General features: G+C 39.3%; 25 protein-coding genes. 22 read left to right on the forward strand and 3 right to left on the reverse strand.

Annotation, left to right across the window (positions count from 1 at the left end; all coding sequences use genetic code 11):
• Positions 1 to 125 precede the first annotated feature (125 nt).
• The 10 genes from ACYSNU_RS11725 (at position 126) to ACYSNU_RS11770 (ending at position 10,348) form a co-directional block, all read left to right on the forward strand.
• Positions 126 to 491, forward strand: a complete 366-nt coding sequence (locus ACYSNU_RS11725; protein WP_461737396.1) for a GntR family transcriptional regulator — start codon at positions 126 to 128, stop codon at positions 489 to 491.
• On the forward strand, positions 488 to 1,180 hold the full coding sequence (locus ACYSNU_RS11730) for an ABC transporter ATP-binding protein (RefSeq protein WP_461737397.1): 693 nt from the start codon (positions 488 to 490) through the stop codon (positions 1,178 to 1,180). The genes ACYSNU_RS11725 and ACYSNU_RS11730 overlap by 4 nt, the downstream gene beginning before the upstream one ends.
• Positions 1,180 to 1,839, forward strand: coding sequence for a hypothetical protein (locus tag ACYSNU_RS11735; protein ID WP_461737398.1), 660 nt, complete (start codon positions 1,180 to 1,182; stop codon positions 1,837 to 1,839). The genes ACYSNU_RS11730 and ACYSNU_RS11735 overlap by 1 nt, the downstream gene beginning before the upstream one ends.
• Positions 1,836 to 2,579: a hypothetical protein gene (locus ACYSNU_RS11740; protein ID WP_461737399.1), complete on the forward strand. Its 744-nt coding sequence runs from the start codon at positions 1,836 to 1,838 to the stop codon at positions 2,577 to 2,579. Before ACYSNU_RS11735 ends, ACYSNU_RS11740 begins: the two co-directional genes overlap by 4 nt.
• Positions 2,576 to 2,713 (forward strand): hypothetical protein, encoded by a 138-nt coding sequence (locus ACYSNU_RS11745; protein WP_461737400.1) that lies wholly within the window; start codon positions 2,576 to 2,578, stop codon positions 2,711 to 2,713. Before ACYSNU_RS11740 ends, ACYSNU_RS11745 begins: the two co-directional genes overlap by 4 nt.
• Positions 2,714 to 3,354: 641 nt before the next feature.
• A complete protein-coding gene (locus tag ACYSNU_RS11750) occupies positions 3,355 to 4,398 on the forward strand; it encodes a GGDEF domain-containing protein (RefSeq protein ID WP_461737401.1) in 1,044 nt (347 codons plus the stop codon).
• Positions 4,399 to 4,460: 62 nt separating this feature from the next.
• A complete protein-coding gene (locus ACYSNU_RS11755) occupies positions 4,461 to 5,354 on the forward strand; it encodes a glycosyltransferase (RefSeq protein ID WP_461737402.1) in 894 nt (297 codons plus the stop codon).
• A 156-nt stretch (positions 5,355 to 5,510) separates the two neighbouring features.
• Positions 5,511 to 7,757: a glycosyltransferase gene (locus tag ACYSNU_RS11760; RefSeq protein ID WP_461737403.1), complete on the forward strand. Its 2,247-nt coding sequence runs from the start codon at positions 5,511 to 5,513 to the stop codon at positions 7,755 to 7,757.
• On the forward strand, positions 7,723 to 9,573 hold the full coding sequence (locus ACYSNU_RS11765) for a lantibiotic ABC transporter permease (protein WP_461737404.1): 1,851 nt from the start codon (positions 7,723 to 7,725) through the stop codon (positions 9,571 to 9,573). Before ACYSNU_RS11760 ends, ACYSNU_RS11765 begins: the two co-directional genes overlap by 35 nt.
• Positions 9,574 to 9,610: 37 nt before the next feature.
• A complete protein-coding gene (locus tag ACYSNU_RS11770) occupies positions 9,611 to 10,348 on the forward strand; it encodes an EAL domain-containing protein (protein WP_461737405.1) in 738 nt (245 codons plus the stop codon).
• A 69-nt stretch (positions 10,349 to 10,417) separates the two neighbouring features.
• Here ACYSNU_RS11770 and ACYSNU_RS11775 read toward each other — a convergent pair whose 3' ends face one another.
• Positions 10,418 to 10,765 carry a DUF2200 domain-containing protein gene (locus tag ACYSNU_RS11775; RefSeq protein ID WP_461737406.1) on the reverse strand — a complete coding sequence of 116 codons (348 nt, stop codon included), beginning with the start codon at positions 10,763 to 10,765 and terminating at the stop codon, positions 10,418 to 10,420.
• A 424-nt stretch (positions 10,766 to 11,189) separates the two neighbouring features.
• Here ACYSNU_RS11775 and ACYSNU_RS11780 point away from each other — a divergent pair, with 424 nt between their 5' ends.
• The 7 genes from ACYSNU_RS11780 to ACYSNU_RS11810 all read left to right on the forward strand — a co-directional run bounded on the left by ACYSNU_RS11780 (position 11,190) and on the right by ACYSNU_RS11810 (position 17,523).
• Positions 11,190 to 12,110, forward strand: coding sequence for an ROK family protein (locus ACYSNU_RS11780; RefSeq protein WP_461737407.1), 921 nt, complete (start codon positions 11,190 to 11,192; stop codon positions 12,108 to 12,110).
• A gap of 99 nt (positions 12,111 to 12,209) precedes the next feature.
• Entirely contained in the window at positions 12,210 to 12,926 is a 717-nt protein-coding gene (locus tag ACYSNU_RS11785; protein WP_461737408.1) for a DUF2087 domain-containing protein, read from the forward strand.
• A gap of 166 nt (positions 12,927 to 13,092) precedes the next feature.
• Positions 13,093 to 13,494 (forward strand): hypothetical protein, encoded by a 402-nt coding sequence (locus ACYSNU_RS11790; protein WP_461737409.1) that lies wholly within the window; start codon positions 13,093 to 13,095, stop codon positions 13,492 to 13,494.
• 199 nt (positions 13,495 to 13,693) lie between these two features.
• Positions 13,694 to 14,551 carry a DUF3737 family protein gene (locus ACYSNU_RS11795; protein ID WP_461737410.1) on the forward strand — a complete coding sequence of 286 codons (858 nt, stop codon included), beginning with the start codon at positions 13,694 to 13,696 and terminating at the stop codon, positions 14,549 to 14,551.
• Entirely contained in the window at positions 14,548 to 15,723 is a 1,176-nt protein-coding gene (locus tag ACYSNU_RS11800; RefSeq protein WP_461737411.1) for a MalY/PatB family protein, read from the forward strand. The genes ACYSNU_RS11795 and ACYSNU_RS11800 overlap by 4 nt, the downstream gene beginning before the upstream one ends.
• A 140-nt stretch (positions 15,724 to 15,863) precedes the next feature.
• On the forward strand, positions 15,864 to 16,649 hold the full coding sequence (locus ACYSNU_RS11805; protein WP_461737412.1) for a glucose-1-dehydrogenase: 786 nt from the start codon (positions 15,864 to 15,866) through the stop codon (positions 16,647 to 16,649).
• A gap of 22 nt (positions 16,650 to 16,671) precedes the next feature.
• Positions 16,672 to 17,523: a GRP family sugar transporter gene (locus ACYSNU_RS11810; protein WP_461737413.1), complete on the forward strand. Its 852-nt coding sequence runs from the start codon at positions 16,672 to 16,674 to the stop codon at positions 17,521 to 17,523.
• A gap of 419 nt (positions 17,524 to 17,942) precedes the next feature.
• Here ACYSNU_RS11810 and ACYSNU_RS11815 read toward each other — a convergent pair whose 3' ends face one another.
• A complete protein-coding gene (locus ACYSNU_RS11815) occupies positions 17,943 to 18,092 on the reverse strand; it encodes a hypothetical protein (protein ID WP_265456806.1) in 150 nt (49 codons plus the stop codon).
• Between the two features lie 129 nt (positions 18,093 to 18,221).
• On the reverse strand, positions 18,222 to 18,722 hold the full coding sequence (locus ACYSNU_RS11820) for a GNAT family N-acetyltransferase (RefSeq protein ID WP_461737414.1): 501 nt from the start codon (positions 18,720 to 18,722) through the stop codon (positions 18,222 to 18,224).
• Positions 18,723 to 18,963: 241 nt separating this feature from the next.
• On the opposite strand from ACYSNU_RS11820, the gene ACYSNU_RS11825 reads away from it, so the two are divergent.
• The 5 genes from ACYSNU_RS11825 to ACYSNU_RS11845 all read left to right on the forward strand — a co-directional run bounded on the left by ACYSNU_RS11825 (position 18,964) and on the right by ACYSNU_RS11845 (position 24,601).
• Positions 18,964 to 20,064, forward strand: coding sequence for an ABC transporter permease (locus ACYSNU_RS11825; protein WP_461737415.1), 1,101 nt, complete (start codon positions 18,964 to 18,966; stop codon positions 20,062 to 20,064).
• Positions 20,064 to 20,735, forward strand: a complete 672-nt coding sequence (locus ACYSNU_RS11830) for an ABC transporter ATP-binding protein (RefSeq protein WP_461737491.1) — start codon at positions 20,064 to 20,066, stop codon at positions 20,733 to 20,735. The genes ACYSNU_RS11825 and ACYSNU_RS11830 overlap by 1 nt, the downstream gene beginning before the upstream one ends.
• Positions 20,736 to 20,848: 113 nt before the next feature.
• Positions 20,849 to 21,256, forward strand: a complete 408-nt coding sequence (locus ACYSNU_RS11835; protein ID WP_461737416.1) for a YbaN family protein — start codon at positions 20,849 to 20,851, stop codon at positions 21,254 to 21,256.
• A complete protein-coding gene (locus ACYSNU_RS11840; RefSeq protein ID WP_461737418.1) occupies positions 21,246 to 22,964 on the forward strand; it encodes an ABC transporter ATP-binding protein/permease in 1,719 nt (572 codons plus the stop codon). The genes ACYSNU_RS11835 and ACYSNU_RS11840 overlap by 11 nt, the downstream gene beginning before the upstream one ends.
• Positions 22,961 to 24,601 (forward strand): amino acid ABC transporter ATP-binding/permease protein, encoded by a 1,641-nt coding sequence (locus ACYSNU_RS11845; protein ID WP_461737419.1) that lies wholly within the window; start codon positions 22,961 to 22,963, stop codon positions 24,599 to 24,601. The genes ACYSNU_RS11840 and ACYSNU_RS11845 overlap by 4 nt, the downstream gene beginning before the upstream one ends.

Consider the following 24,601-nt stretch of genomic DNA (forward strand, 5'->3'; position numbering starts at 1 on the left):
ATAATTTTAACGGCTTTTTTGTCTGCCTTTGTATATTTCAAATTATTTTTTATTCAAAATGATTGACAAAAAATTGTCGTGGTGTATTATTGTGTTAGTACACTAGTTTGTTAGGAGGCGAAGTTGTGGATTTTGTCGAGGACCGTCCGATTTATTTACAAATCATGGATGAAATTATTCAACAAATTATTACCGGTAAATTGCAGCCGGGGGAAAAAGTTATGGCAGTGCGGGAGATGGCCGTTGAAATGTCAACTAATCCCAATACGGTGCAACGCTCGTTACAAGAATTAGAGCGGATGGGGATTTTATTTTCTGAGCGAGGCAAAGGACGTTTTGTCACTGAAGATCAATGGGTATTAACAAATTTAAATCAACAAAAAATTACCCAAGTGATTACCGATTATTTGTCGCAAATGGAGCAATTAGGTTTTACCGCAGCACAGGCGCTGGAAAAAATGCAGAGGTTTATTGAGGAGGAAAGCAAATGAGTTTTGTTGAGGTGCAACAGGTCAGCTATCGCAAAGGTGGCAAAGAAATTTTTAAAAATTTGAATTTCAATTTAGAAAAAGGTCGGATCATCGCCTTATTGGGGGAAAACGGTTCAGGGAAAACGACGATTATGCGTTTGCTTTCCGGCTTAGCCCTTAATTGGAAGGGAAAGATTACCGTTGACAATGCGGAGCTTTCTTATAAAACCAAAAATCATGTCGCTTTTTTAGTTGATTTAAAAGATTTTTCTAAAGAATTTACCGTTAAACAGGTTTTGGACTTTTATCGCCGTTTTTATGCGGACTATTCAGAAGAGAGAGCTCAGGATTTAATAGTTTTTATGGAGCTGGATGTCAACGCTAAAATCAAAACACTATCAAAGGGACAACAGGAAAAAGTCGCCTTAGTTGCCACCTTAGCCCGCAAGGCAGCCATTTATTTATTGGATGAACCTTTGAGCGGAATTGATTTATTAACCCGTGAAAAAATTATTCAATCTTTACTGCGCTGGTTTGAAGAGGACAGCTTGCTGTTAATTACCACCCATCAAATGGCAGAAATTGAAAATATTGTCGATGAAGTGATGATTTTAAAGGATCAGGAAATTGTTTTACACCAAAGCATTGAAAAATTGCGGGAAGAGCGGGGACTTGGTTTAGAAAGTTTGTATCGGGAGGTGCTGAGCTGATGAAGTGGTTAAGTTTTTTACTCAATAAGCAAATAGCCAGCCTCTATGGGACTGGCGTCATTGCTGCTATTGTTTATTTTATTGCCAATTTGTGGGGATATTATCATTCTAATGGGCAGTTTTTAACTGCTACTTCAGCCGCTTTAATTGTGTTGATGATGTCACAATTTTTATATTATGATGGCCGGCGCTTCTTTCAATTTTTCTCTGACCGCAAAGTTCGGTTATTAGCTGCTTCTGCCGTCAAATTATATGTCATCAATGTGGCTTTCACGGTGATTAATCTTTTCCTTTTGGTTGGATTATTAGTTTTCTTAATGGGGTTTAGCCATTTAATTGTCTATCAGACTTTCTTGATTCCCAATTTGGAGATAGCGGAACCAAAAATTTGGTTGATTGTTTTTGGATTTTATTTAATGGTGTTATTTCTATTTTTATTAGTAAATTCAATCTGGCAGGGAAGTAGCAAGCTTGGTTCGTTGGTTAAACTGTTGCTTTTGGGCATCGTAATTTGGGCCTTATTAGGCTTTTTAGGCAATATAGTTTTTCCAGAGCTTTCGGCGATTGGCTTGTTACTAGTTTATCTAATATTTTTGGTTATTTCTTTGGTAGGTTCTGTCTATTTAATTGGCCACTATATTGAGGGGAAAATACGATGATTACACTTTGGCAGCAGCTTTTGCTTGAGAGAAAGAAAAGATATATTTTGACAGGAATCGTATTGGTGTTGGTTGCTGGCTTTGCGTGGTTTCAATTTCAAAAAAATGAATTTGATCCCCTCCAGTACGGTTTTGATGTCGCAACATATCCCATTTATTTATTGATGCCAGTTGTTTATTTTCTGGCTTACGAGAATGAAGAAATTTTTAAAGCGTGGAGCAAAGCTCGTTTGCGGCTTTTGCCTATCAGCAATTTGAAGTTTTTGCTTGGTAATGTTTTGCTTGGTCTGTTCGGTTTTTTAAGCTGGAGTGCAGTCACGTATCTTCTATGGTACGGGGTTGGCAGTATCAGCGGAGTTATTAGTTTGCCGAGTGTTGGAGCGATGGCTTATGTATTTATTATGGCGGTGGATCTTTTTTTAGGAGTCACGATGATGATTCAATCAATTGGCTTAGTTTCTAAAAGCATCACGGATTTTTGGCCTCGCCGCGGTAAAAAGGCTATCAGATTTTTGTTGATTGTGCTTTTATTTTCATTAATAGTTATCTTAACCAGTTTCCTTCCGGGAATGCCGAATTTATACGGAGAAACAACCGAATTTGGTTTTGATATTGGCATCTCTACTTTAAATACTAAAGATGGCTTGATTTTTATCTATGATGCAGTCCAAGTCATTTTGATGGCAATAGTATCATACTTTTGCTTGGAGAAATTTTACGAAGGGGGCCAGCAGGCATGACAAGTATTTTAAAAATCGAGAAACTCTCTAAAACAATTGGTCGAAGGAAAATTATCCAGCAGACCAGCTTTGAGGTAAAAGCTGGTCAAGTTGTGGGACTTTTAGGGCCAATAAGAGACGTAGCGTTAAACTAATTTAATTTATTTACTACTAAAAAGGCCTAAGAATGCAGGCGCTGTTTTAAAAGTTGTAAGAACCAACTTTTAAAGAGCCTTTGCGTTACAGGGCTTTTTTTGTGTTCAAAAAATGGGTTGTTTAGCTACTGTTGAAAAGTTCTCTGAAGGAGATGGGAAAAAAATCCGAATTGCATTCTGTTAGATTTTTGAAAAACTATTGCAGAGCGTGATAAACAAAAGAGTGAAAAGCTGCGTCTTTAAACGCAAAGTTACTTGAGATTTTTAAACCTATGGAGGGTTAGCGAAAGGGTTATGGATTGAAGCAGACTAAGAGTTGAGTAGCTAACATTACTATAGAAATTAGATTCTCACCTCGGGAAATCGTTTTCAATAATGATTGTTATTTTAAACTTTCAAAAAAGATGCAAATCATAAAAAAAATGAATGACATTCTGAGTTCTTAAAATTGCTGGGAAATAGTTATCATGGTAATCTTACCTAGAATTAATTTTAACAAAAAAATTAATTACTTTTGAGAAAAAAACGCATTTAGAAATTAAGTTAGTTATATTATTGAATTTTATTCAATAGTTAAATGATAATTCGGCTGATTATGAGCGAAATCGTCAAAATCAGTAGTAAAAAAGGAGGAGATGCTGGTGTTACTCAATATTTTTGCGAATATAGGCATTATTATTTTAAATATTTATTTGATTTTTCGCTTAAATAGTGAATTTGAAGCACGAGGATATTCATCATTAAAGAAAATAGTCTTTTTTATTTTACTTGAAACATTGGTGGGCGTTTTACTGATGCAATTTTCCAATGTACTGATTAATGTGCGGGTTGATTTTCGCTTTCTGTTATTTGCCTTGTCGTTAAAGTATCTCGGCTGGAAAATCTCCCTACCGACGATTTTTCTAGTTGCCTTGGCCCGTTTTTTATTCGACATGAGTAGCGCGGCTTGGGTTAATATCGGCGTGGCTTTCTTTTTGATAGTAACGATGCCATTGGTATTGAACTTTTTGATGAAGCACTTCAGTAATTTGGGCCAATTACTGTGGCTGCAGACGTATACAATTTTAGTTGTGTTAGTTCCCACTGGAATTTTACTAGACGAGCTGCCGGAAATGCTAGCGATAAATGCTATCATGCTGGCTTTGGGCTCAGGTCTGACTATTTTTCTTTACTTCGTTTATGAGGATGTGGAGAAAGTTTTCAGCCTAGTCAATATTGATGAGTTAACTCAGTTGGGAAACGTCCGCAAGTTTCAAAAGGACAGCAGTCAATTTGAAAAGCAGGGAAAACGTTGCTCGATGATTATGTTGGATATTGATCATTTCAAATACTTTAATGATACTTATGGCCATCATGTTGGAGATATTGTCTTAAAGGAAGTCTCGCAAATTTTTCTTGATTTAGCCAATCCCCATGCGAGTTTTTATCGGGTTGGCGGGGAGGAATTTGTTGTTTTAATTGCCGATAATCGTGATTTTGGTGCCTTTGAATTTGCCAATAAAATTTATCAGCAGCTAGCGCTTTTAGAAATTGATTACGGAATGACCGAAAAATTAAAAGTAACTGCGTCAATGGGGGTTGCCCATCAGGGAATCCTGGAGGAAATCAATCGGACGCTAGCGCGGGCCGATGGCGCTTTGTATACCGCGAAAAATTCGGGTCGAAATCAAATCGTTATTGCGTAGACAAAATACTTTTGCAAGTTATCTATTAATAAGTTTGTAGTGAATCAAAAGGAGTGAGACAAATGAATCCAGCAGAGACAGTTGTTGTGATCCCGTCATTGGAACCGGACGGCAAGCTAATTCAGCTTTTGAAAAATATTCGTCAACGTAATCGCCAACTGCCCATCTTAATTATTAATGATGGCAGCGGACCGGCCTATCAACCGATTTTTCAAGAGGCGGTAACGGATTATCAAGCGAACTTGATTAATTTTTCAGAAAATCAAGGGAAGGGGGCCGCTTTAAAAAAGGCGATGGCGGTTATTCAAGCCGATTATCCCGATTCAAAGCAGATGGTGACAATTGATTCAGATGGTCAACACAGCTATGAAGATATGATGAAGTGTGTTGCGTTTGCGGCGAAAAATCCGGATGCCTTGGTGTTAGGTACCCGCAGCTTTGGAAAAGAAGTCCCCTTTAGAAGTAAATTCGGCAATATTTTGACCCGCAATATTTTGCGCTTAACGACAGGCATTAATATAGAAGATACGCAGACTGGCTTACGAGTGATTCCAGTGAGTATGATGGCGGACTTTGAGCAGGTAGCGGGTAATCGTTTTGAGTATGAAACTAATATGCTGATTGAAACTAAGAAAAATCAGTGGCCGCTTTTAACTCAGCCGATTTCGACGATTTATTTAGAGGAAAATGCTTCTTCGCATTTTCGCGTGATTGCCGACTCAGTCGCCATTTACGGAATTTTTTTCAAATACCTGCTCTCCTCAGTCGCTTCATTTTTAGTCGACGTGGTTGCCTATGCCATTTTAATTCATTTATTAACGAATCTAACACTATCAGCAATTTTGTTGGCATCGATTGGCGCGCGGATTATTTCGGCGATTTTCAATTATTTTGTCAATCGAGAATTGGTATTCAATGAAGACAGCTCTTATAGTCTGGTGAATATTTTAGCTTAGTGGTTATTCAAATTGTGACCTCAGCTTTAATTGTTTACCTACTGCATCTATTATTAGGAGTCAATAGCACAGTTATTTTAAAAATTGTCGTGGACAGCCTACTCTTTTTCCTCAGCTATCAGATTCAAAAAAAATATATTTTTAGAGGGTGACCCCATGTCAAAATACAAAGTTCCTAGAAAGCTGATTTACATCCTTGCCTTTTTCTTTTCTATTATTTATTTGGTTTGGCGGGGCGTTTACACGTTGCCTTTTGGTGGTTCATTATTTGCCCTTATTTTTGGAATCTTGCTCTGGTTTAGTGAAATTATTTCCAATTTTACCGCTGTGATTTTGATTTGGAGCAAAAATAAAGCCAAGCAAATTGAAAAACCGGAGATTGCGGCTACAGAATATCCCCATGTCGATGTTTTGATTGCCACTCATAATGAAGAGGTACCGTTACTTTTAAAAACGGTCAATGCCGCAGTCAACATGCATTATCCGGATAAAAGGAAAGTCCATATTTATTTTTCTGACGATACCAATCGCCCTGAGGTCAAGGAGCTGGCGGAAAAATTTGACGTTGGCTATTTAGGTTTAGAAAATAATCAACATGCTAAATCCGGTAATCTCAACAATGCTTTGGCCCATACAACATCGCCTTTAGTCGCCACCTTCGACGCAGATATGATTCCCTATTCAGATTTTTTAATGGAGACAGTGCCTTATTTTGTTGGAAATGCCAAAGAGCGGGCCGAAGACGACCGAATCAAACCAATCGGGCTCGTTCAGACGCCGCAAAGTTTTTACAATGCTGATTTATTTCAATTTAATTTGTTTTCCGAGGCTTCGATTCCTAATGAGCAGGATTTCTTTTCTAGAGAGGTCAACATCTTAAATAATGCTCATGATGCGGCGATTTACACGGGCTCAAACACAGTGATTGCCAGAGAAGCGATTGAAGCGGTGGGGGGCTTTCCCACTGATACGATTACCGAGGATTTTGAATTGGGCGCATTGATTAATACAAAGGGCTATAAAAATATTTCTACCTTGGAACCGATGGCTAGCGGCTTGACACCGACGGATATTCCTAGCGTTTTAAAACAACGGATTCGTTGGGGCCGGGGCGTCGTCCAAAGTGTGCGCAATCTGCATATTTTAACTAATAAAAATTTGACGCTGCAGCAAAAATTGGTTTATCTAAATGGCTTCTTATACTGGTGGTCTTTTTTCCGCCGGTTGCTCTACATTCTAGCGCCGATTCTCTTTACCGTTTTCGGTGTGATGGTAGTGGACACAAATTTTTGGAATCTCTTGCTTTTTTGGCTGCCTAGCTATTATTTTTTACATTTGGCGATGCAGGATTTATCCAGCGACATCCGCACCCAACGTTGGGGAGAAGTTCAGGAAACGATTTTTGCGCCATTTCTGATTTTGCCGATTTTTTTACAAACCATCGGCATCAAGGAAACGAAATTTAAAGTGACTAATAAAAATGCTAAGCAATCAAAGCGAGATTATCTCTATGTGTTGCCTCATTTAATTTTGTGGGTGCTGACAGTAGTGGGATTGGTTAGCTTTAACTATGGCAAATACGGTTCTGAAATTTTCTACGGAGCTGTCATTACGTTTTGGCTGCTGACTCATTTGTTTAACTTAACATTTTCAGTTTTATTTTATTTAGGACGGCCGATTTATCGGAAAAATGAACGCTTCCTCGCCGAAAATCAGGTGACTGTCAGCTACCAAAATCAATCCTACGAGTTGAAGACTAAAAATATTTCTGAGGATGGTTTGTCCTTTGTCAGCACGGCACCTCTTTATTTTCCGGAAGATGCACTGCTTAATTTTTCGATAAAAAAGGGCGATTATCAAACGGAGCTGACTGGAAAGATAGTCCGAGTCTACCGAGAAGAAGAGGATTGGATTTATGGTGTTGCTTTGTCAGAGATGACAGAGGCTGTTTATCTGGTCTATCTGCAAATTATTTATGATGGATTTAATCGCAGCTTGCCGCAATTTCGTGATCCTTGGGTAACGCCCTTTGATTTGTTTTTCGCCAATCTAAAAGAACGGCTGCAACACTTTGGCAAAAAAAGACCGACTGCTAGTGCCCAGCCGACGATTCCTTTAAATCAAGTGATACAGCTGACCAACTTCGATGTGCTTTTACGGGATTTTGATTACCAGACAGTCAGTTTTGCAGCGGCTGAAAATTTGAAGGAACTGCAAAACATTCAACTGCAGATTGATGAAGTGCCCTTTGATTTAGAATTTTTAGGGCAGACAGACCATGGAGATTACCGCTATCGAGTGGCTAATCTCAGTGACATCATTCAAACAGCGTCGTTTAAAAAATTAATCCACAAGTGGGTAGAAAAGGGTGACGAAAGTGATACTAACAGTTTTGCGTATTAGTGTATTAATAGTTGCCCTTTATGGCTGGGCGGTCTTTTTTCGAGAAGACTTAAAATTCAACGCAAAAATTAGCTGGCTAGCTGGGATTGCGGCAATTATTTGGGTCTTGTATTTGGCTGCTTATCTTAGCTTGTTAGCAATTGCCGGTTATCTATTATTTACCGCTGGAATTTTGCGGGCTGCCGTTTATCTTTTTCAAGGCTGGCGCAAGAAAAGTTTGCATCTACCACCTTTAGATACTTTAAGAATTTGGTTAGTTTTTTACTTTTTATTATTTGCTTATACTTTATTGCAAAGCCATCTGGTTCACTATGATAATTTTTCCCATTGGGCAACAATCGTCAAATTTTTATATGCGGAAGGTCGCCTGCCGACAGCGGCAGACACGATTATCAGCTTTACTTCTTATCCGATGGGCAGTTCTCTGTTTGTTTATTTTGGAACACTGATTGCCGGCTTTGGTGATAATGTGATGCTACTGACGCAATTTATTTTAATCTTCAGCTGCTTTTATGCTTTTTTTGCCATTGTTAGAGATGAAAGCCGGACGTTGATTATCACCATGATGTTCAGTTTTATCGCTGTTTTTAATTATTTCAATATTGCGATTCGCATGAATAATTTATTGGTGGATTTTCTCTTGCCGTTACTAACTCTAGCCGGGATTGCCGGCATTTATAAAATGCAGCGACAGCTGGTGCAGATGACCAGCTACACGATTTTAATCGGCGGAGCCTTGAGTATCGTGAAAAATAGCGCGCTATTTTTTGTAGCGATTTTGTTGATTTATTATCTTTCTCGAGTTGTTCTACTGTGGAAATTTAGAAAAAATAAATTTCAGCTAGTTGGTGTCAGTCTGCTGACGATGTTTGCGGCAATTGCCCCTTACTTAGTGTGGAGCCGTCATGTAGCGGCGACCTTTACTGAGTCTAAACACGAGGTTAGCTTAAGTTCGTATCAAGAAATTTTTAGCGAAAAGGGCAGCCAGACCATCAGCCAAATTGGCTCGGTCTTTTTGAAAACCATCGCAAGTTTAAGTACGCCTTCTACACAGGGAATTTTATTGGCAAACCTTTTGATTCTCGGAGCTTTTTTAGTAATCCGTTTTCGTTTGCATCGTAAAAATAGTCTGCTGCGTTATTGGGGGATTATGAATGTGATTGTTGTCAGCTATTATCTTGGAATTTACGCCATGTTTCTCTTTTCAATGCCCACAGACGAAGCCCTGACCTTGGCAGGCTTTGAGCGTTATGCTTCCAGTATTGTTATTTTTGCGTTAGGCTTGGTGATGTTTGTTTTAGCCAGAGAAATTGATTATTCATTTTTCGAGCAAAATATTGCTGTTCGCAGCTTTAGAAGTTTCAAATCTTTGAAAACGAAAAAATGGTACCAGTATTTTACTTTGGGTTTCTTATTCTTTGCGACCTTAATGATTTTATCGGAAAATAATGGCATGATGTACAACAATGCCACTTTTGAAGATTCAATCCCAGCGCAATATCAAGAAGTAACCGGCAATCAAATGACGTTGAATCAGCAAAAATATCTAGTCGTTTCCACCGATCAAACGGATGTCGATAGCTATCTAGTCGGCTATGTCGGCTCTTATTATTTATTTTCCGCTAACGTTACCGGTCAGGAAAATTTTGTGCTGGATGATCAAGCCTTTATCGATTTATTAAACCAATATGATCAATTGGTAATTTTAGAAGACCACTATACCTTTGACGCCATGACCGAAAAACTTTACGGCTTCACATTAGAGCCGGGGGTTTACAATATTGAAGAAACGTTTGGACAAACGAGCGTTAGCTAAACGCAGCAAAAGATATTTAGAAATAGGGGGAAAGCAAATGGCATTGCATTTAGAAGAGGAACTCGCTGATTTTTATTTTGTGTTTCAGCCAATTTTTCAAGTGAATCAAGAAGGTCAGCCGCAGGTATTAAAATATGAACTCTTGCTCCGCAGTAAAAGCCATCCCGAATTTCCCTTCCAAGTTTTTCAAGAGATGATTGCCACGCAAGAGCATAACCGTCAGCTGATGGATTGGTATTTTAGCAAAATCAGTCAGGTTTTAGAGGAAAAAACTTTTGCCTTCGGGTTTAATCTCGACCCGCAGCAGCTACGTTATCCTGAGACTTTAGAAATGTTGGAGCAACTGGCCGACAAGTTTTCAGTGTCTAACGTGACAGTTGAAGTGACGGAGCATTATTATCAAAATGTGACGGACATGGAGCTAGAAATAAAAAAACTCGTGAAGACGGTGAAAAAAATTAAGGGCTTGGGCTTTCAAATTGCCTTTGATGATGTCAGCAGTGGCTTAAATGATTTTGAGCTCGTCTCACAATGTTTAGGTGATATTGATACAATCAAGTTATCTCTGCTCTCCTTTAAGGAATTGAGCTTTGCCGAAATTTTTTGGATCACCCAAACGTGGCAAAAAATTGCCGTCAAGCATCAGTTGCGCCTGATTGTCGAAGGCATTGACAATCGCCAGACCTTTGATTTTTTACTGGAAAACGGAATTATTTACCAACAGGGTTTTCTATTTGGTCAGCCGCTGGATTATCTAGACTTAGAGCAAGTGTAAAGATTTTATCTAAAAAAACTCCCTAGTCAATCTCAGAATAATGAGATTGATTGGGGAGTTTTACTTGGCCTAGCGGAGAATTTTTTCCATCTTTTTACCCTTGGCTAATTCATCGACTAGTTTATCCAAATAGCGGATTTCCTGCATTAGCGGTTCTTGAATGTCCTCCACCCGCACGCCGCAAATCACGCCTTTAATCAAACGTCGGTCTGGGTTGAGTTCCGGTGCTTCAGCGAAAAATTCAGTAAAGGTTGTTTCCCGTTGAATCTGCTCTTGTAATTGTTCAGTGGTGTAACCAGTCAACCACTGGAGAATTTCCTGCAGCTCAGCAACCGACCGTTCTTTTCTTTCAACTTTTTTAACATATAAAGGATAGACACTAGCAAAGCTCATCTGATAAATTTTGGGAGTAGCCATAATAACCTCCAAGTCTTTTTTTCTAGTATAAGCGATTGGCAATTCAATGGGAATTATTTTGCTACTTGTCTGAGAAAGTGCGAGGAATCTTTGAGGGAAATAGAGCAGAAAAAAATTTTGTGTCCTTTAAAGAAAAATGCTGTAAACCCTTTAAGTTATATTATAATGAAATGAGCAATTTAAATTTTTAGCGAAAAGGACTGCTCCTTTTAAGAGACTATCAGATAACAGCTTTGGATATTCTATTTAGTTTTTCAGAGATAGCTTGATTCTGTATAGAACTATTTGACTAGTTTCACAGAAAAGAAATAAATCATCAGCAAATTTTTGTAATCAAAAGCTAGTTAAAGAAGGACATTTATATTTTTCTCTGAAAATATAAAAAGGTACAGGTTACCGATAAAATTGAAATGGAGATGGGCAAATGTATGTAGGAATTGATATTGGCGGCACAAGTATTAAATATGGTTTAGTCAATGTAGCGGGTCAGGTGAGTCAAAGTGGAAAAATTAAGACAGATCACTCTCTTGAAGGACTGTTAAATGATTTGACCGCCATCATTACAGATTTTCAAAAGCAAGAGCAAGTTGAAGGCGTTGGAATTAGCGCTCCAGGAATTATTCAAAGTGATGGCTTTATGACTACCGGCGGAGCGATTCGTGAATTGTACGGTGTGAATTTAAAGGAATTGATTGGAAAAAGAGTTCAGCTGCCGATTTTCGTTGAGAATGATGCCAATGCAGCGGCAATTGCCGAGCAATGGGTAGGCAATGCCCAGGGCAAAATGAATTACCTTTGCGTTGTGATAGGCACTGGCATGGGGGGCGGCATTATTATCAATGACCAAATTTATCGGGGTGCCCATGGCATGGCTGGCGAGTTTGGTTTTATGGTCACTAAAGATGTGGTGGATGCCAATGATGTTGAGGCGGCTTCCTTGAATAAGACGGCTTCTGTTATCGGTGGCATCTGCAGTCAGTATAATAATTTGCAGCCGAATGCTGAACCGATTTTCAGCTCAGAAAAAATTATGGAGCTGGCGGAAGCAAAGGATGCCAATGCGGTCAAAGTGATGGCCGATTTTTATCATAATCTAGGTGTTGGCCTGCTAAATTTAATTTCTTGTTTTGATCCTGAAGTAGTTTTGATTGGTGGCGGTATCAGTGAGAATCAACAATTTATGGAAAATCTGAGACGTTCTTTAACTGAGCTAGAAACCAATCATCAAAGTATTAAATTTCTGATGAATAAAACCTTCGCTGAGGTCCTGCCGGCCAAATTAAAAAATAATGCTGGCTTGATTGGCGCCGTTTATCAAGTTCATAAAGTTGTCCAAGGTAAATAAAAGATTGCTGCGGCAGTCTTTTTTATTTTGGTTTAGTTTATTTATTTGTAGATAAAATTTTAATTTGATTGTATAATTACCAACAAAGGAGGTTTTTGTATGCAACAATTGACTTCAGAAATTATTGAGGCCGGCTATTTTGAAAAGGGCGGCGAGTTGGTGTGTTTATTTTGCGGTGCCAGCTATTTAAAAGAAGAAATTTTTGCTGAGGATGGTCGTTTTTTCACGAGCCATTATCAAATGCAACAGCACATTTCAAAGGTTCATGGAGGAGTCCTCAAGGCTGTTTTAAACCTGCCCCAAGAGGCCACTGGAATTTCAGCAACCCAAAAAAATATTTTAAGTTTATTTGCAGTCGACTTAACGGATGAGGAAATTGCCCAGCAATTAACGGTCAGTACCTCAACTATTCGCAATCATCGGTTCAAACTAAAGGAGAAAAAACGTCAGGCCCAATACTTTTTGGCGGTTATGGCACAATTAGAAAGGAGCAACAAAAAAATGCAGGCAGAAGAAATCAGTATTGCCAATTATGATGATCGGTTTAATATTTCTGAAAAAGAGCGGCAGAAGGTCTTGCAAAACTTTTTAGATGAAAAGGGTTGGGCGGAAACCATTCCCAGCAAAGAAAAAAGTAAGATTATTCTTTTGCAAAAACTAATTGGCGAGTTTAACGAAGAAAAAACGTATACCGAGGCCCAAGTCAATCAAATTATCCAACAGATGTTTGCGGACTTTGTCAGTGTCCGCCGTTACCTGATTCAGTACGGCTTTTTAGGTCGAACAAAAGACGGTCAGAAATATTGGCGGATTTAAACTGAAAATCGCCCAAATTCAAATAAATTTTCTGAATCTTAAGATTTATTAGTTAATCTCAAAAAAATTTGCCATGAAAAAGAACTTCTGCTTGACTTAAAGTCCACTTCAGGCCTTACACTGAGGGAAATAATACGCAAAGGTTCAATTAAATGAGGGAAGCAAGATGATTTATAAATGGCAAGTTAAAGAATCCAAGCTGATGATTCAGATGGGAGATACGTTATCTGAAATCGCAATCGAGTCAGAGATTCTTTTGGAGGTCAAGGGCTGCAGTTTGCAAACACCAATCTATTTTGAAAAAAATAAGCTGGAAAACTATTATTTCTCCGATCCAGTCTGCATGAATTTAACTGGAGCTGTTAAAGAATATTCTTCTGTAGGGGATGTTAGTTATTTTCCAAACAGTCAATGTATTGGCATTGCACTGGCAGATGAGGAGCTGACATTAGGCGTGCCCCGCATCAAAATCGGTCGCATTAAAGGCAGCCTCTTAAAGCTGCAGACTTTGGCAATCTATGAAGAAGCCATCGTCTATTGGGATGTGAAATTCATTAAGCAGTTGTGAAAGTGGCAATCAGGAAAGTGGCTTTCTTCTTAATTTTTAGATTTACCCACTTAGTTTAACTGAAGAAATTTTTCAAGATGTATCTGTTTTTTCGAGTAGCTACAAAAAATAATTGATTTTTTGTAAAATTCCCCTTGACTTAAAGTCAGCTTTAAGGAGTAGGCTTAAGCTATAGAAATTTATAAAAGAGGGATTAAATATGAAAACAATTAAACAAGCCGTCTTAAGCGGCGAACGGGCTTTATTTAAAGCACAAAATTTGAGAATTGAAGATTCAGTTTTTCTAGATGGCGAATCACCATTAAAAGAAAGCAGCAATTTGGAATTGGTCAATGATATTTTTCGTTGGAAGTATCCTCTGTGGTACAGCAACTTTTTAGAAGCGGAAAATATCACCTTAACTGAGACGGCTCGCTCTGGTATCTGGTACAGTCATCATCTTGCAATCAAACATAGTCTGATTCAAGCGCCTAAAACTTTCCGCAGAGCCTCCAATATTCATTTGGAGGATGTCCAGTTGCCAAATGCGGAGGAAACATTTTGGAATTGTCAGCAGATTACCTTAAATAATGTTCAAGCAACTGGCGACTATTTTGCTATGAATAGCCAAGATATTAAAGCGAATCAGTTTACTATTTCTGGTAACTACGCTTTTGATGGTGCTAAAAATATCGAAATCAGCAACGCCCGCATCCTCAGTAAAGATGCATTTTGGAATTGCGAAAATGTCGTGGTAAGAGATTCGGTCATCATCGGCGAATACCTCGGCTGGAATTCCAAAAATATTAAATTAATTAACTGTTTGGTGGAGAGCAATCAAGGGATGTGTTACATGGAAAATCTGGAAATGATTGACTGCAAAATTGTCAACACTGATTTAGCTTTTGAATATTCAACAGTTCAAGTTTCGACGGATTCAGTGATTGAAAGTATTAAAAATCCGCTTGCCGGAAAAATTCAGGCCGCAGCCATTGAAGAAATTATTTTTGATGATAATGCTATCGACTTCAGTCAAACGGAATTATCATTAGGCAATGAAAATCAGGTGGCCCTATGAGCTATGATTTTGATCAGCTCATAGATCGCCGCCAAAATAATTCTTACAAGTGGGGTATTAAAGAAAATGAGCTGCCGATGTGGGTGGCGGATATGGATTTTGCGACCGCTCCAGCCATTACTGAGGCTCTAAAATCACGTCTTGAGGAAAATGCTTTTGGCTATAATACAGTCCCCGAAGAATTTTTCGCAAGCTTTATCAATTGGTGGCAAGACTATCATCAGGTGAGTATGCAAAAATCAGGTCTGATGTTTTGTACGGGCGTCGTGCCGGCAATTTCCTCGATTGTCCGCAAGGTGACCAAGGTTCATGATAATGTCGTTATTTTGACGCCCGTCTATAATATTTTTTTCAATTCGATTTTAAATAATCAACGGCAGGTCTTAGCTTCACCGATGACTTATCACGAAGGAAATTATCAGATTGACTTTGAAGACCTAGAAGAAAAACTGGCTTTAAAAGAGACCACGCTTTTTATTTTTTGTAATCCCCATAATCCGATTGGCAAAGTTTGGTCGCAGGCTGATTTGGAAAAAATCGGCGCCCTCTGCGTGAAACATCAGGTGCTATTGTTAAGTGATGAGATTCATTGTGATTTGACCCATGAAGGGTATCAATATCGTTCTTTTATTGATATTTCCCCGGCGATTTCGCAACAACTGATAGTTTGTTTGGCACCGACGAAGGCCTTCAATTTAGCCGGACTGCAAACTTCGGCAATTTATGTGGAAAACCCAGCACTTTTTGAAAAAGTAAATCGGGGGATTAATACAGATGAAGTGGCGGAACCGAATACCTTTGCCATTCAAGCGGCAATCGCAGCTTTTACTGACGGTCGCCCTTGGTTAGAGGCGCTAAATTCATATTTAAGTCAGAACCGAAAGATTTTGACGGCGTTTTTTAAAAAGCGTTTTCCTGAAATTCGCCTGATTGAAAGCCAAGCGACCTATCTGGCTTGGTTGGATTGTTCTGCATTGACGAAAGATACGGCTGATTTTTGTCAATTTTTAAGAAGGACAACCGGTTTAATCTTATCGGAAGGGGATATTTTTGGCGGCAACGGTCAGCAATTTGTCCGCTGGAATTATGCTTGTCCTGTCAGCCGTTTACAAGACGGCTTGGAGCGCTTTGAAAAAGGCACTAGAGAATTTCTTTTAGTAAATAAAAAATAAACGCAAGCATTAACAGCTTAAGCAACTTTGTTTAAGCTGTTTTTTTGCATTTTTTTGAAGGACATAGAATAATTTAATACAGCTTATATGGCTGTTTTATAAAGAAGCCATAATTTTATAAAAAGGAAAGAAGTGGTTAGATGTATTCAGAATTAGGCAATAAAGTTGCGATTATCACCGGCGGGTCAAAGGGAATCGGCACCGCCATTGCTGAACGATTTGGCAAAGAAAAAATGAAAGTGGCCGTCAATTATCATTCTGATGAAGCGGGGGCTAAAGAAGCCGTCGCAATCATTGAAAAAGCTGGCGGAGAGGGCATTGCCATACAAGCAGATGTTGCCACAGAAGAGGGCAATCAAAAATTATTAGCTGAAACACTAAAGGCCTTTGGGGATTTGGATATTTGGATTAATAATGCTGGTCTGGAAAATCAATACAATACCCATGAACTACCTCTGGCTGAATGGGAGAAAGTTGTCAGCACAAATCTGACTGGCGTTTTTCTCGGAGCTAAGACAGCTCTTAATTATTTTTTAAGCCAAGATAAAAAAGGCAATATCATCAATACGTCTTCAGTGCACGAACAAATTCCTTGGCCGACTTTTGCTCATTATGCGGCATCAAAAGGCGGTGTCAAATTGTTCACCGAAACGATTGCAATGGAATATGCAGCTAAAAAAATTCGCGTTAACAGCATTGGACCGGGAGCTATTAACACACCAATTAATGCTGAAAAGTTTGCGGATCCCGAAAAATTAGCAACGACCACCAGTATGATTCCGATGGCCCGGATTGGGAAACCGGAAGAGGTGGCGGCAGCGGTCGCTTGGCTGGCATCAGATGAGTCTAGCTATGTGACGGGCATTACCTTGTTTGTGGATGGCGGGATGACCTTATATCCTTCATTTCAAGGCGGACGAGGCTAAAATAAAAAAAGGATGAGAACTCATGGGAATTTTAATTGCATTAATTCCCGCTTTAGGTTGGGGCTTACAGCCGTTAATCTTAGGAAAATTAGGCGGGAAAACTAGTAATGAAGTTTTAGGAACAGGAATTGGCGCGCTTGTCGTTGGTCTGTTAATCAAATTATTTTTTTCACCAGCAGCGATTTCTTGGCCGATTTTTTTAGTCAGCATGGCCTCAGGCGCCTTTTGGATTTTAGGACAGTCGGGGCAATACCGCTCACTAGAAATTATGGGCGTCAGCAAAACGATGCCGATTACCACGGGCTTGCAATTGGTGGGGACTTCGATAATTAGCGTACTGGCCTTTGGTGAATGGCCAGGAGTTACCAATAAAATTTTTGGAGGGGTTGCGATTGTTTTACTAATTATCGGTGCCAGCATGACCTCCTTTAGTGAAAGTAAAGGCGGCAACAATCAGTTAAAACAGGGGATTAGTATTTTGGCTTTGACCAGCTTTGGTTATTGGATTTATAGTGTCATTCCCAAAGCAATTGATGCTTCTGGCTTGTCCATTTTCTTTCCTCAAATGTTAGGAATTTTTGCCGGCGCTGTTGTTTATACGCTGATTAAAGAACCAAAAGCTTTTACCGAGAAAAAAAGTTGGCAAACTAGTATTGTCGGGGTGATTTTTAGTATCGGTGCTTTAGCTTATATTTTCTCTGCAGAAGAAAATGGCGTGGCTACTGCCTATATTATCACGCAGTTAAATGTTATTGTCGCAACTTTAGGAAGTATTGTTTTTCTAAAGGAAAAGAAAACGCCTAAAGAATTGCGTCTGACTTTAGCCGGTCTAGCTCTGATTGTCGGCGGCAGTATTATCACTGTTTTTCTCTAAAATGAACGATAGCCACCTCAATTTTGAGGTGGCTATCTAACTAAAGAATATTCATAATTTAAAGCTTACAGGTAAAACTATTACTATCAGTTAACTATTTCTCATTTAAACAATGACATCCCTACCTCTATGTCATCCTTGCAGCTCTCAAGCTACGCCAGTGAGAATAAATTTCTTCAAAATAAATTAAATTGTCGCATAAAAATATTTTAGTGTAATAAAACTATAGCATACCTTGAGGTCAAGCCGTCGAAATCTTAAGGGAACTTAATAAATATCCGTCTCAAGTCTGAGAGACCGACTCAAAATCAGTCTTCACAAAATCGAAAGAAGCCAACAAAAAAAGCATCTACCATGAGGATTGGCAGATGCTTTTATAAATGGTACGAAGAATAGTTCTTCACGTGAGTGGACACTCCTTAGATAGATTTTTTCAATTCTTGTACAGCTTTTTCAATCGTCGTACCAGTGGCTACTTGATTAGGATTTACTTTGTTGAAAACAACAAACAAATTTAATTTAGTATCCAAGGTTACTCGGTATTGAAAATTTTTGTTATCGAATGTCATAGTCATTCTCCTTTCAATTGTCTTAGGAAAGGCAACGATGTATTGATAACGAAATTCCAATTGTTATTATAGCATAAGTTCCCACGAAGGGGTAATAATCGAGCCGGCAAATTTAAAATCTCTTAATTTTTAGCCAAGTTTCTTCAAATACCAGCGATTCATCTGTGTGTGTTCTGTTTCAATCAGCGGTGCAGATAGCCTTTTAAAGCCAAGTGCTTCATACAATTGACAAGCCTCAGTAAGCTTTGAATGGGTCTCTAAATAGCAATCAGTATAATGCTCACGGGCAAAAGTCAAAGCAGTGTTCATTAATAATTTAGCTAGGCCTTGACCTTGAAAATCATCTCGAACATAAAGTTTTTGTAACTCACAAGTATTTGGATAAGGAAAACTGCCGATACCGACACCGGCGATAATTTCTTTTTGATAAGGAATCACCCAGTAAGTACCAAAGGCTTCTTGTTGATAAAATTCATAGAGTTGAGCCAAATAAGGATCGAAATAAGCAGTCCCCGGCAAGTCCATCTGCCGCTGTTTTAATGAATGTTGAATCAAGTTTTTAATGTCTAAATTATCTGCTCGTTGAATTTCTCGTAGCTCTATTGAATGCTCCTTGGAAGTTTTTTTCATCATAACCTAAAACGAAGCTTTAGCCAAAATTTTTTTTGAAAAAATTTTTAGGGATGAGCTACAGAAAAAGCCTTTCATTTCTCTATAGGGCAAAACAATTTTCAAAAAATAAAGAAAAAATCCTTGGTTTTATCGGAAAGAAAACACTTTTCAAAAAAGTGTTCATTCCAGTTTCAAAAAATATCAAAACTAGTTTAGCGGTGGTATGCTAACCTACGAAATAAATTAAGAGGTGATTGAGATGTTCTTAGCAATAAAAGAAATGAAATATGCAAAACTCCGCTACAGTTTAATTATCGGCATCATGGTCTTAGTCGGCTATGTTGTTTTCATGCTCTCCGGCTTAGCCGATGGACTTGCCAGCGGTCATACAAAAGTTGTCACCGATTGGCAGGCATCAGAAATTGTTTTATCAGAGGATGCCAATAAAGTTGCCACGGCTTCCCAACTGACTGCCGGCGACATTGACCGGGTCAGCACAGATGATGACAATAAAGCGGCCGTCAGTATTTTTTCTGGTTCCATCAGTGAAAATGCCGACTCTGATGATAAAACCAACATCACCGTTTTTGGCGCAGCTCAAACGAGTTTTGTTGTCCCTGAGGTAACGAGCGGCACGACGTATACTGCTGATGATGAAATTGTGATTTCCCAAAACTTAGCCGATCAAGAAGGCTATCAAGTGGGTGACACTGTCAGTATCGGCAATGACGATAGTTTGACAATTGTCGGCATCATTCCAAGTTCTTCTTATAATGTTGCACCAATTATTTATACTTCTTTGGCAACCGAAGCCAAAATCAAATACGGCGATCAAGATTTCGGCGGCGCAGAAAATATTCCCGTCAACTTAATCGTGGTGCAAAATGAAGACAATGTTGCGGTGACAAATGCTGATGGCGATACTAAAATCGAAGCAATTGATGAAGCGACTTTCATTGAAAATATTCCCGGCTACAGTGCTGAAAGTTTAACCTTGAATTCCATGATTGCTTTCTTGTTTGTAGTGGTTGCAGCAATTGTCGGCATCTTCATGTATGTGATGACGTTGCAAAAAACTAGTCTCTTTGGAGTGATGAAGGCCCAAGGGGTGGCAACAAAATATATTGTGCGCTCGATTATCGCGCAAGCCTTCTTTGTCGGCTTGTTCGGCGTTATTATCGCCTTTGCCTTGTCCTATGGTACGAGCTTCATCTTACCAGCAGCGATGCCATTTGCGGTTGATTTAATCAAATGGTTAGGCTTTGGCGGAATTTTAATTGTCGTAGCAGTCTTAGGCGGCGTCTTTTCAATTAGAACCGTCACCAAGGTTGACCCGATTACAGCGATTGGAGGAGAATAATCATGGCAATTTTAGAAATGGAAAATATTAAAAAATCCTTCGGCAGCGGCCACACAGCGGTTGAAGCCCTCAAAGGAATTGATTTCAAAGTTGAAAAAGGTGAGTTTGTCAGTATTATCGGCCCTTCAGGTTCAGGAAAAAGTACCTTTTTAACCATCGCCGGTGGCTTGCAAAATCCCACCTCAGGCACGATTAAAATTTCCGGCAATGACTTTACGCATTTAAAGGAGAAAAAAAGAGCAGCCCTGCGCTTTAAAGAAATCGGCTTTATTTTACAATCAGCCAATTTAATTCCTTTTTTAACTGTTGCTGAACAATTTCAATTTGTTGAAAAAATTGAACACCAAGCAAAAGCTGACTTTGCCAAAGATTTATTAGAGTCTCTCGACATCTACGACTTAAAAGATAAATATCCGAAAGATTTATCCGGTGGTGAAAGACAACGGGTGGCTATCGGTCGGGCGCTTTTCAATGACCCAGATTTAATTTTAGCAGATGAACCGACTGCCAGCCTTGACACAGAACACGCTTATGATGTGGTTAAGCTTTTAGTCAAGGAAGCCCATGCCAAGGAAAAAGCAACGGTGATGGTGACCCATGACCAAAGAATGGTGGAATGGTCTGATCGCGTTTTAAAAATGGAAGACGGCCAATTAATTCCGCAAATGTAAAAAAGTTCAGTCCAGAATTTATTTTGGACTGAACTTTTTTTATAACTGATAACCATTCTCAACTCTCTTTGGTTGTGATATACTTAACGAATAAAGCGAGTGAGGTGTGGTTGTTGAAAAAAATCCTGTTTATTATTTTAGGTGGCTTGATGTTTGGTTTAGGCACGTTAGGTATTTTTTTACCATTTCTACCAACGGCCGTTTTTTATCTGCTGACCGCCTTTTTCTGGGTGAGAAGTTCTGAGAAATTATATGGCAAACTTGTCTCTTCAGATGCGTATCAAAATTACGTGGTGGAGACGCTTGTCAAAAAAAATATTTCGACTAAGAGTTTGCTTCGCATGTTTTTTGTGATTGGGCTGGTCTTTTTGATTCCGGCGATTTTAGTCGATAATCTCGTGATGCGGGTCACAATGGCGATTGTTTATGTCGTCCATGTGATTGCCTTGTCTTGGTATATCAAGGGACGCAAAACTAAAAATAGGAAAGTTGCTGAGGTGCAAAAGCCTTATGATCGATAAACGACTGTTTCAGTTGACGGCGAAAAAGCCGCTGCTTTTATTAGTATTTTATAAACTAATCAACCTTTTATTATCGATTCTGCTGTGGTTTTTAATCGCAGAAACAATTGATTTATATATAAAAAAAGGTACCATCAATCCAGCTGTGCTTTTGGGCGGCGGACTGGTGGTTTTATTTGGTAAAATTTGCTTGAGTCAGCTGACTGATCATGCGACTTATGCGGCCTCCGCTAATTTGCGCCTGCAATTAAGAGAACAGGTGATGGCCAAAGCTTTTCGTTTAGGCAACAGTCAAGCCCAAATTTCAGCTACCCGCTTGAGTCAATACTCAGTCGATGGTATCGAACAGTTGGAAATTTATTATGCTCGTTTTTTGCCGCAGCTCTTTTATTGTTTGGCCGCTTCTTTAGTTATTTTTATTGTGCTGGCGCAATTTGCTTGGCAGCCGGCTTTGATTTTATTAATTTGCTTGCCAATTATTCCGATTGTTATTATGGCGGTGATGAAGCTGGCAAAAAGAATTTTAGCGGGCTATTGGCAAAATTATACTAATCTAGGAGTTAAATTCCACGAAAACTTGCAGGGCCTAAGTGTTTTGAAGGCATTTAATCGGGACCAAGCTAAACAGCAGGAGATGGCAGCAGATGCTGAAAAATTCCGCAGAGTGACCATGAGTCTTTTGTCGATGCAATTAAATTCAATTACGATTATGGATATTGTTTCTTACAGTGGAGCTGCTTTAGGAATCGGGTTAGCGTTATTCGCTTATCAAAGCGAACAACTCTCCTTAGTGGGTGTGCTGATGTTTATTTTATTGAGTGCTGAATTCTTTTTACCAATGCGGCAGCTAGGTTCACTCTTTCATGTGGCGATGAATGGCATCAGTGCCTGCAAAAATTTATTCGATTATTTGGAGCGACCGGAAATAGCTTACGGTAGTCAACAATTAACAGAAGAGTTAACCAGTATTACCGTGAAAAATCTTAGCTTTGGTTATCAAAATCAAGGGAGCGTTTTGAAAAATCTGCAGGTGACCTTTAAGAAAGGTCAGTTCACCGGGATTGTCGGTAAATCAGGTTCCGGCAAGAGCACCTTTGTCCAGTTGCTGACCCATCAGCTGGTGGATTATCAAGGGGAGATTTTATGGAATCAGCAGTCTTTAAATGATTTATCCCGCGCTGAAATTAATCAGCGGGGCAAGTTGGTTAATAATCACGGCTACCTCTATCCCATCAGCTTAAAAGAAAATTTATTGCTGGCTAAGCCGACTGCCACGGAGGCTGAGTTATGGAGGGTCTTAGAAAAAGTTCAGTTGCGAAATTTTGTAGAACAATTGCCGCAACAATTGGCAGAAGTTCTAACTGAAAATGGCGGCAATTTATCCGGTGGTCAACGTCAGCGTTTATTGCTGGCTAGAGCTTTACTAAGTGAAGCCGAGTTGTTTATTTTCGATGAAATTACTTCGGGGATTGACTTAGCTAGTGAGGAAATTATTTTGCAGGTGCTGACAGAATTAGCTGAAGATCATATCGTGATTTTTATTTCCCATCGGTTATACAACATTGCCCATGCCGGCCAAATTTTGGTCTTTGAAAATGGCGAACTAGCTGCTCAAGGTTCGGCTGAAGAATTAGCCGAGAAGTCAGCTTTTTATCGAGATTATTTTGCTGAGGAAAAACGTCAGCTGGAAGGAGTCGTGACAGAATGACGAATATAAGCTTAATTCGCTGGCTTTTAGCTTTTGTCAAACCACTCCGCTGGCTGATGGCTGGCGCAGTCAGCTTAGGCATCATTAGTAATATTGTGGTGATTATCATTCCGGTATTAGCGGCGGTGACCGCCTATCAAATTTTTAGCGGCATGACGGTCAATTTAACAGCGATTATGATTGTTTTAATTTGCTGCGGCGTCATTCGTGGGGTAGCCCGCTATTGTGAACAATATTTGAATCATAATATTGCCTTTCGCTTGCTGGCAATTATTCGGGAGAAAATTTTTGCTCAATTGCGCCTTTTAGGACCAGCCCGCTTGAGCGGTAAAAAAAGCGGCGATTTAATCACAGCCATTACCACGGACGTTGAAGCGCTAGAGGTCTTTTTTGCTCATACTGTTTCCCCCGTTTTAATTGCTTGCGGCACGACCATTTTGACAGTTGGCTTTGTGGCTCGCTATCATTTGGGGTTGGCGCTGATTTTATTGGCGGGACAATTAATTGTTGGTGTTCTATTGCCATTTTTCAGCTACCGCAAACATCAGCAGATTGGCGATAATTATCAAAAAGATTTTGTTGCTTTAAATCAGGCTGTGATGGAGGATATTGCCAGTCTACAGGACATTGACCAATACAATCTCCAGACAGAAAAATTATTCGAGCTGCAGCAAAAAGGAGCCAATTTAAATCAACAATACCGCCTGCGTTTGCAACAGGGGAGTGTTTTGCGGATAGCTGGAGAAGTGACCTTGATTGCCACTTCGGTCATTATTTTAGTCTTAGCTGCTTTTTGGCAGCTGCCAATGGAAACAATTATTGTGGCACCAATTTTGAGTTTAAGCGGCTTTGGGTCAGTGTTAGCTTTAAATGGCTTGGGAAATGATTTATTGATGACCTTTGCCAGTGGCCGCCGCATCTATGCTTTAATGCAAGAAATACCAGCTGTGACCTTTGGAGAAAAAGAAAAAACTTTTGCTTTAGATGAAGTGAGTTTGCAAGATGTTGCCTTTAGCTATGAGCAAGGCAAACCGATTTTAGAAAATATTAATTTTACTCTAGAACCTGGGGAATGGTTGGGCATCGGGGGTGAAAGCGGCAGCGGTAAAAGCACCTTGGTGAAATTATTGATGCGCTATTGGAATCCTGAAAGCGGTCAGATTGATATCAATCAAAATAATCTCAGCGAGCTTTCAGAAGAAGCTCTCCATCAATTAGAAGGCTTGATGGAACAGCAGACTTTTATTTTTGAGACGACTTTGTTGGAAAATATTCGTTTAGGTAATGCCGCTATTTCACAAGCGGCTGTCTTAAAAGCTGCTGAGGAAGCCGAAATTGCGGAATGGATAAACAGTCTACCAGATGGCCTGCAGACGGTGGTAGGTGGCCAGGCCCGCAGCTTATCTGACGGCGAGCGGCAAAGAATCGGCATTGCCAGAATGCTGGCCTATGATGCGCCGCTGCTTTTATTAGATGAGCCGACTAGCAATTTAGATTATCTAAATGAGCGAAGTATCCTGAACACCTTGACCAAGAAAATTCACGGAAAAACAGTTTTATTGATTTCCCATCGTCCAACGACTTTGGCAATCACACAAAAACAATTGCATGTGACTGGAAAAACCTTAAAACCATAA

It is taken from the genome of Enterococcus sp. LJL120 (assembly GCF_054871765.1).

Bases quoted from the DNA above. Each gene is read 5' to 3' on its own strand.
- ACYSNU_RS11825 (WP_461737415.1), top strand. From the start codon at position 18,964: ATGTTCTTAGCAATAAAAGAAATGAAATATGCAAAACTCCGCTACAGT.
- ACYSNU_RS11820 (WP_461737414.1), bottom strand. From the start codon at position 18,722: ATGAAAAAAACTTCCAAGGAGCATTCAATAGAGCTACGAGAAATTCAA.
- ACYSNU_RS11840 (WP_461737418.1), top strand. From the start codon at position 21,246: ATGATCGATAAACGACTGTTTCAGTTGACGGCGAAAAAGCCGCTGCTT.
- ACYSNU_RS11735 (WP_461737398.1), top strand. From the start codon at position 1,180: ATGAAGTGGTTAAGTTTTTTACTCAATAAGCAAATAGCCAGCCTCTAT.
- ACYSNU_RS11800 (WP_461737411.1), top strand. From the start codon at position 14,548: ATGAGCTATGATTTTGATCAGCTCATAGATCGCCGCCAAAATAATTCT.
- ACYSNU_RS11780 (WP_461737407.1), top strand. From the start codon at position 11,190: ATGTATGTAGGAATTGATATTGGCGGCACAAGTATTAAATATGGTTTA.
- ACYSNU_RS11760 (WP_461737403.1), top strand. From the start codon at position 5,511: ATGTCAAAATACAAAGTTCCTAGAAAGCTGATTTACATCCTTGCCTTT.
- ACYSNU_RS11755 (WP_461737402.1), top strand. From the start codon at position 4,461: ATGAATCCAGCAGAGACAGTTGTTGTGATCCCGTCATTGGAACCGGAC.
- ACYSNU_RS11745 (WP_461737400.1), top strand. From the start codon at position 2,576: ATGACAAGTATTTTAAAAATCGAGAAACTCTCTAAAACAATTGGTCGA.
- ACYSNU_RS11795 (WP_461737410.1), top strand. From the start codon at position 13,694: ATGAAAACAATTAAACAAGCCGTCTTAAGCGGCGAACGGGCTTTATTT.
- ACYSNU_RS11785 (WP_461737408.1), top strand. From the start codon at position 12,210: ATGCAACAATTGACTTCAGAAATTATTGAGGCCGGCTATTTTGAAAAG.
- ACYSNU_RS11845 (WP_461737419.1), top strand. From the start codon at position 22,961: ATGACGAATATAAGCTTAATTCGCTGGCTTTTAGCTTTTGTCAAACCA.
- ACYSNU_RS11815 (WP_265456806.1), bottom strand. From the start codon at position 18,092: ATGACATTCGATAACAAAAATTTTCAATACCGAGTAACCTTGGATACT.
- ACYSNU_RS11805 (WP_461737412.1), top strand. From the start codon at position 15,864: ATGTATTCAGAATTAGGCAATAAAGTTGCGATTATCACCGGCGGGTCA.
- ACYSNU_RS11770 (WP_461737405.1), top strand. From the start codon at position 9,611: ATGGCATTGCATTTAGAAGAGGAACTCGCTGATTTTTATTTTGTGTTT.
- ACYSNU_RS11790 (WP_461737409.1), top strand. From the start codon at position 13,093: ATGATTTATAAATGGCAAGTTAAAGAATCCAAGCTGATGATTCAGATG.
- ACYSNU_RS11740 (WP_461737399.1), top strand. From the start codon at position 1,836: ATGATTACACTTTGGCAGCAGCTTTTGCTTGAGAGAAAGAAAAGATAT.
- ACYSNU_RS11775 (WP_461737406.1), bottom strand. From the start codon at position 10,765: ATGGCTACTCCCAAAATTTATCAGATGAGCTTTGCTAGTGTCTATCCT.
- ACYSNU_RS11810 (WP_461737413.1), top strand. From the start codon at position 16,672: ATGGGAATTTTAATTGCATTAATTCCCGCTTTAGGTTGGGGCTTACAG.
- ACYSNU_RS11730 (WP_461737397.1), top strand. From the start codon at position 488: ATGAGTTTTGTTGAGGTGCAACAGGTCAGCTATCGCAAAGGTGGCAAA.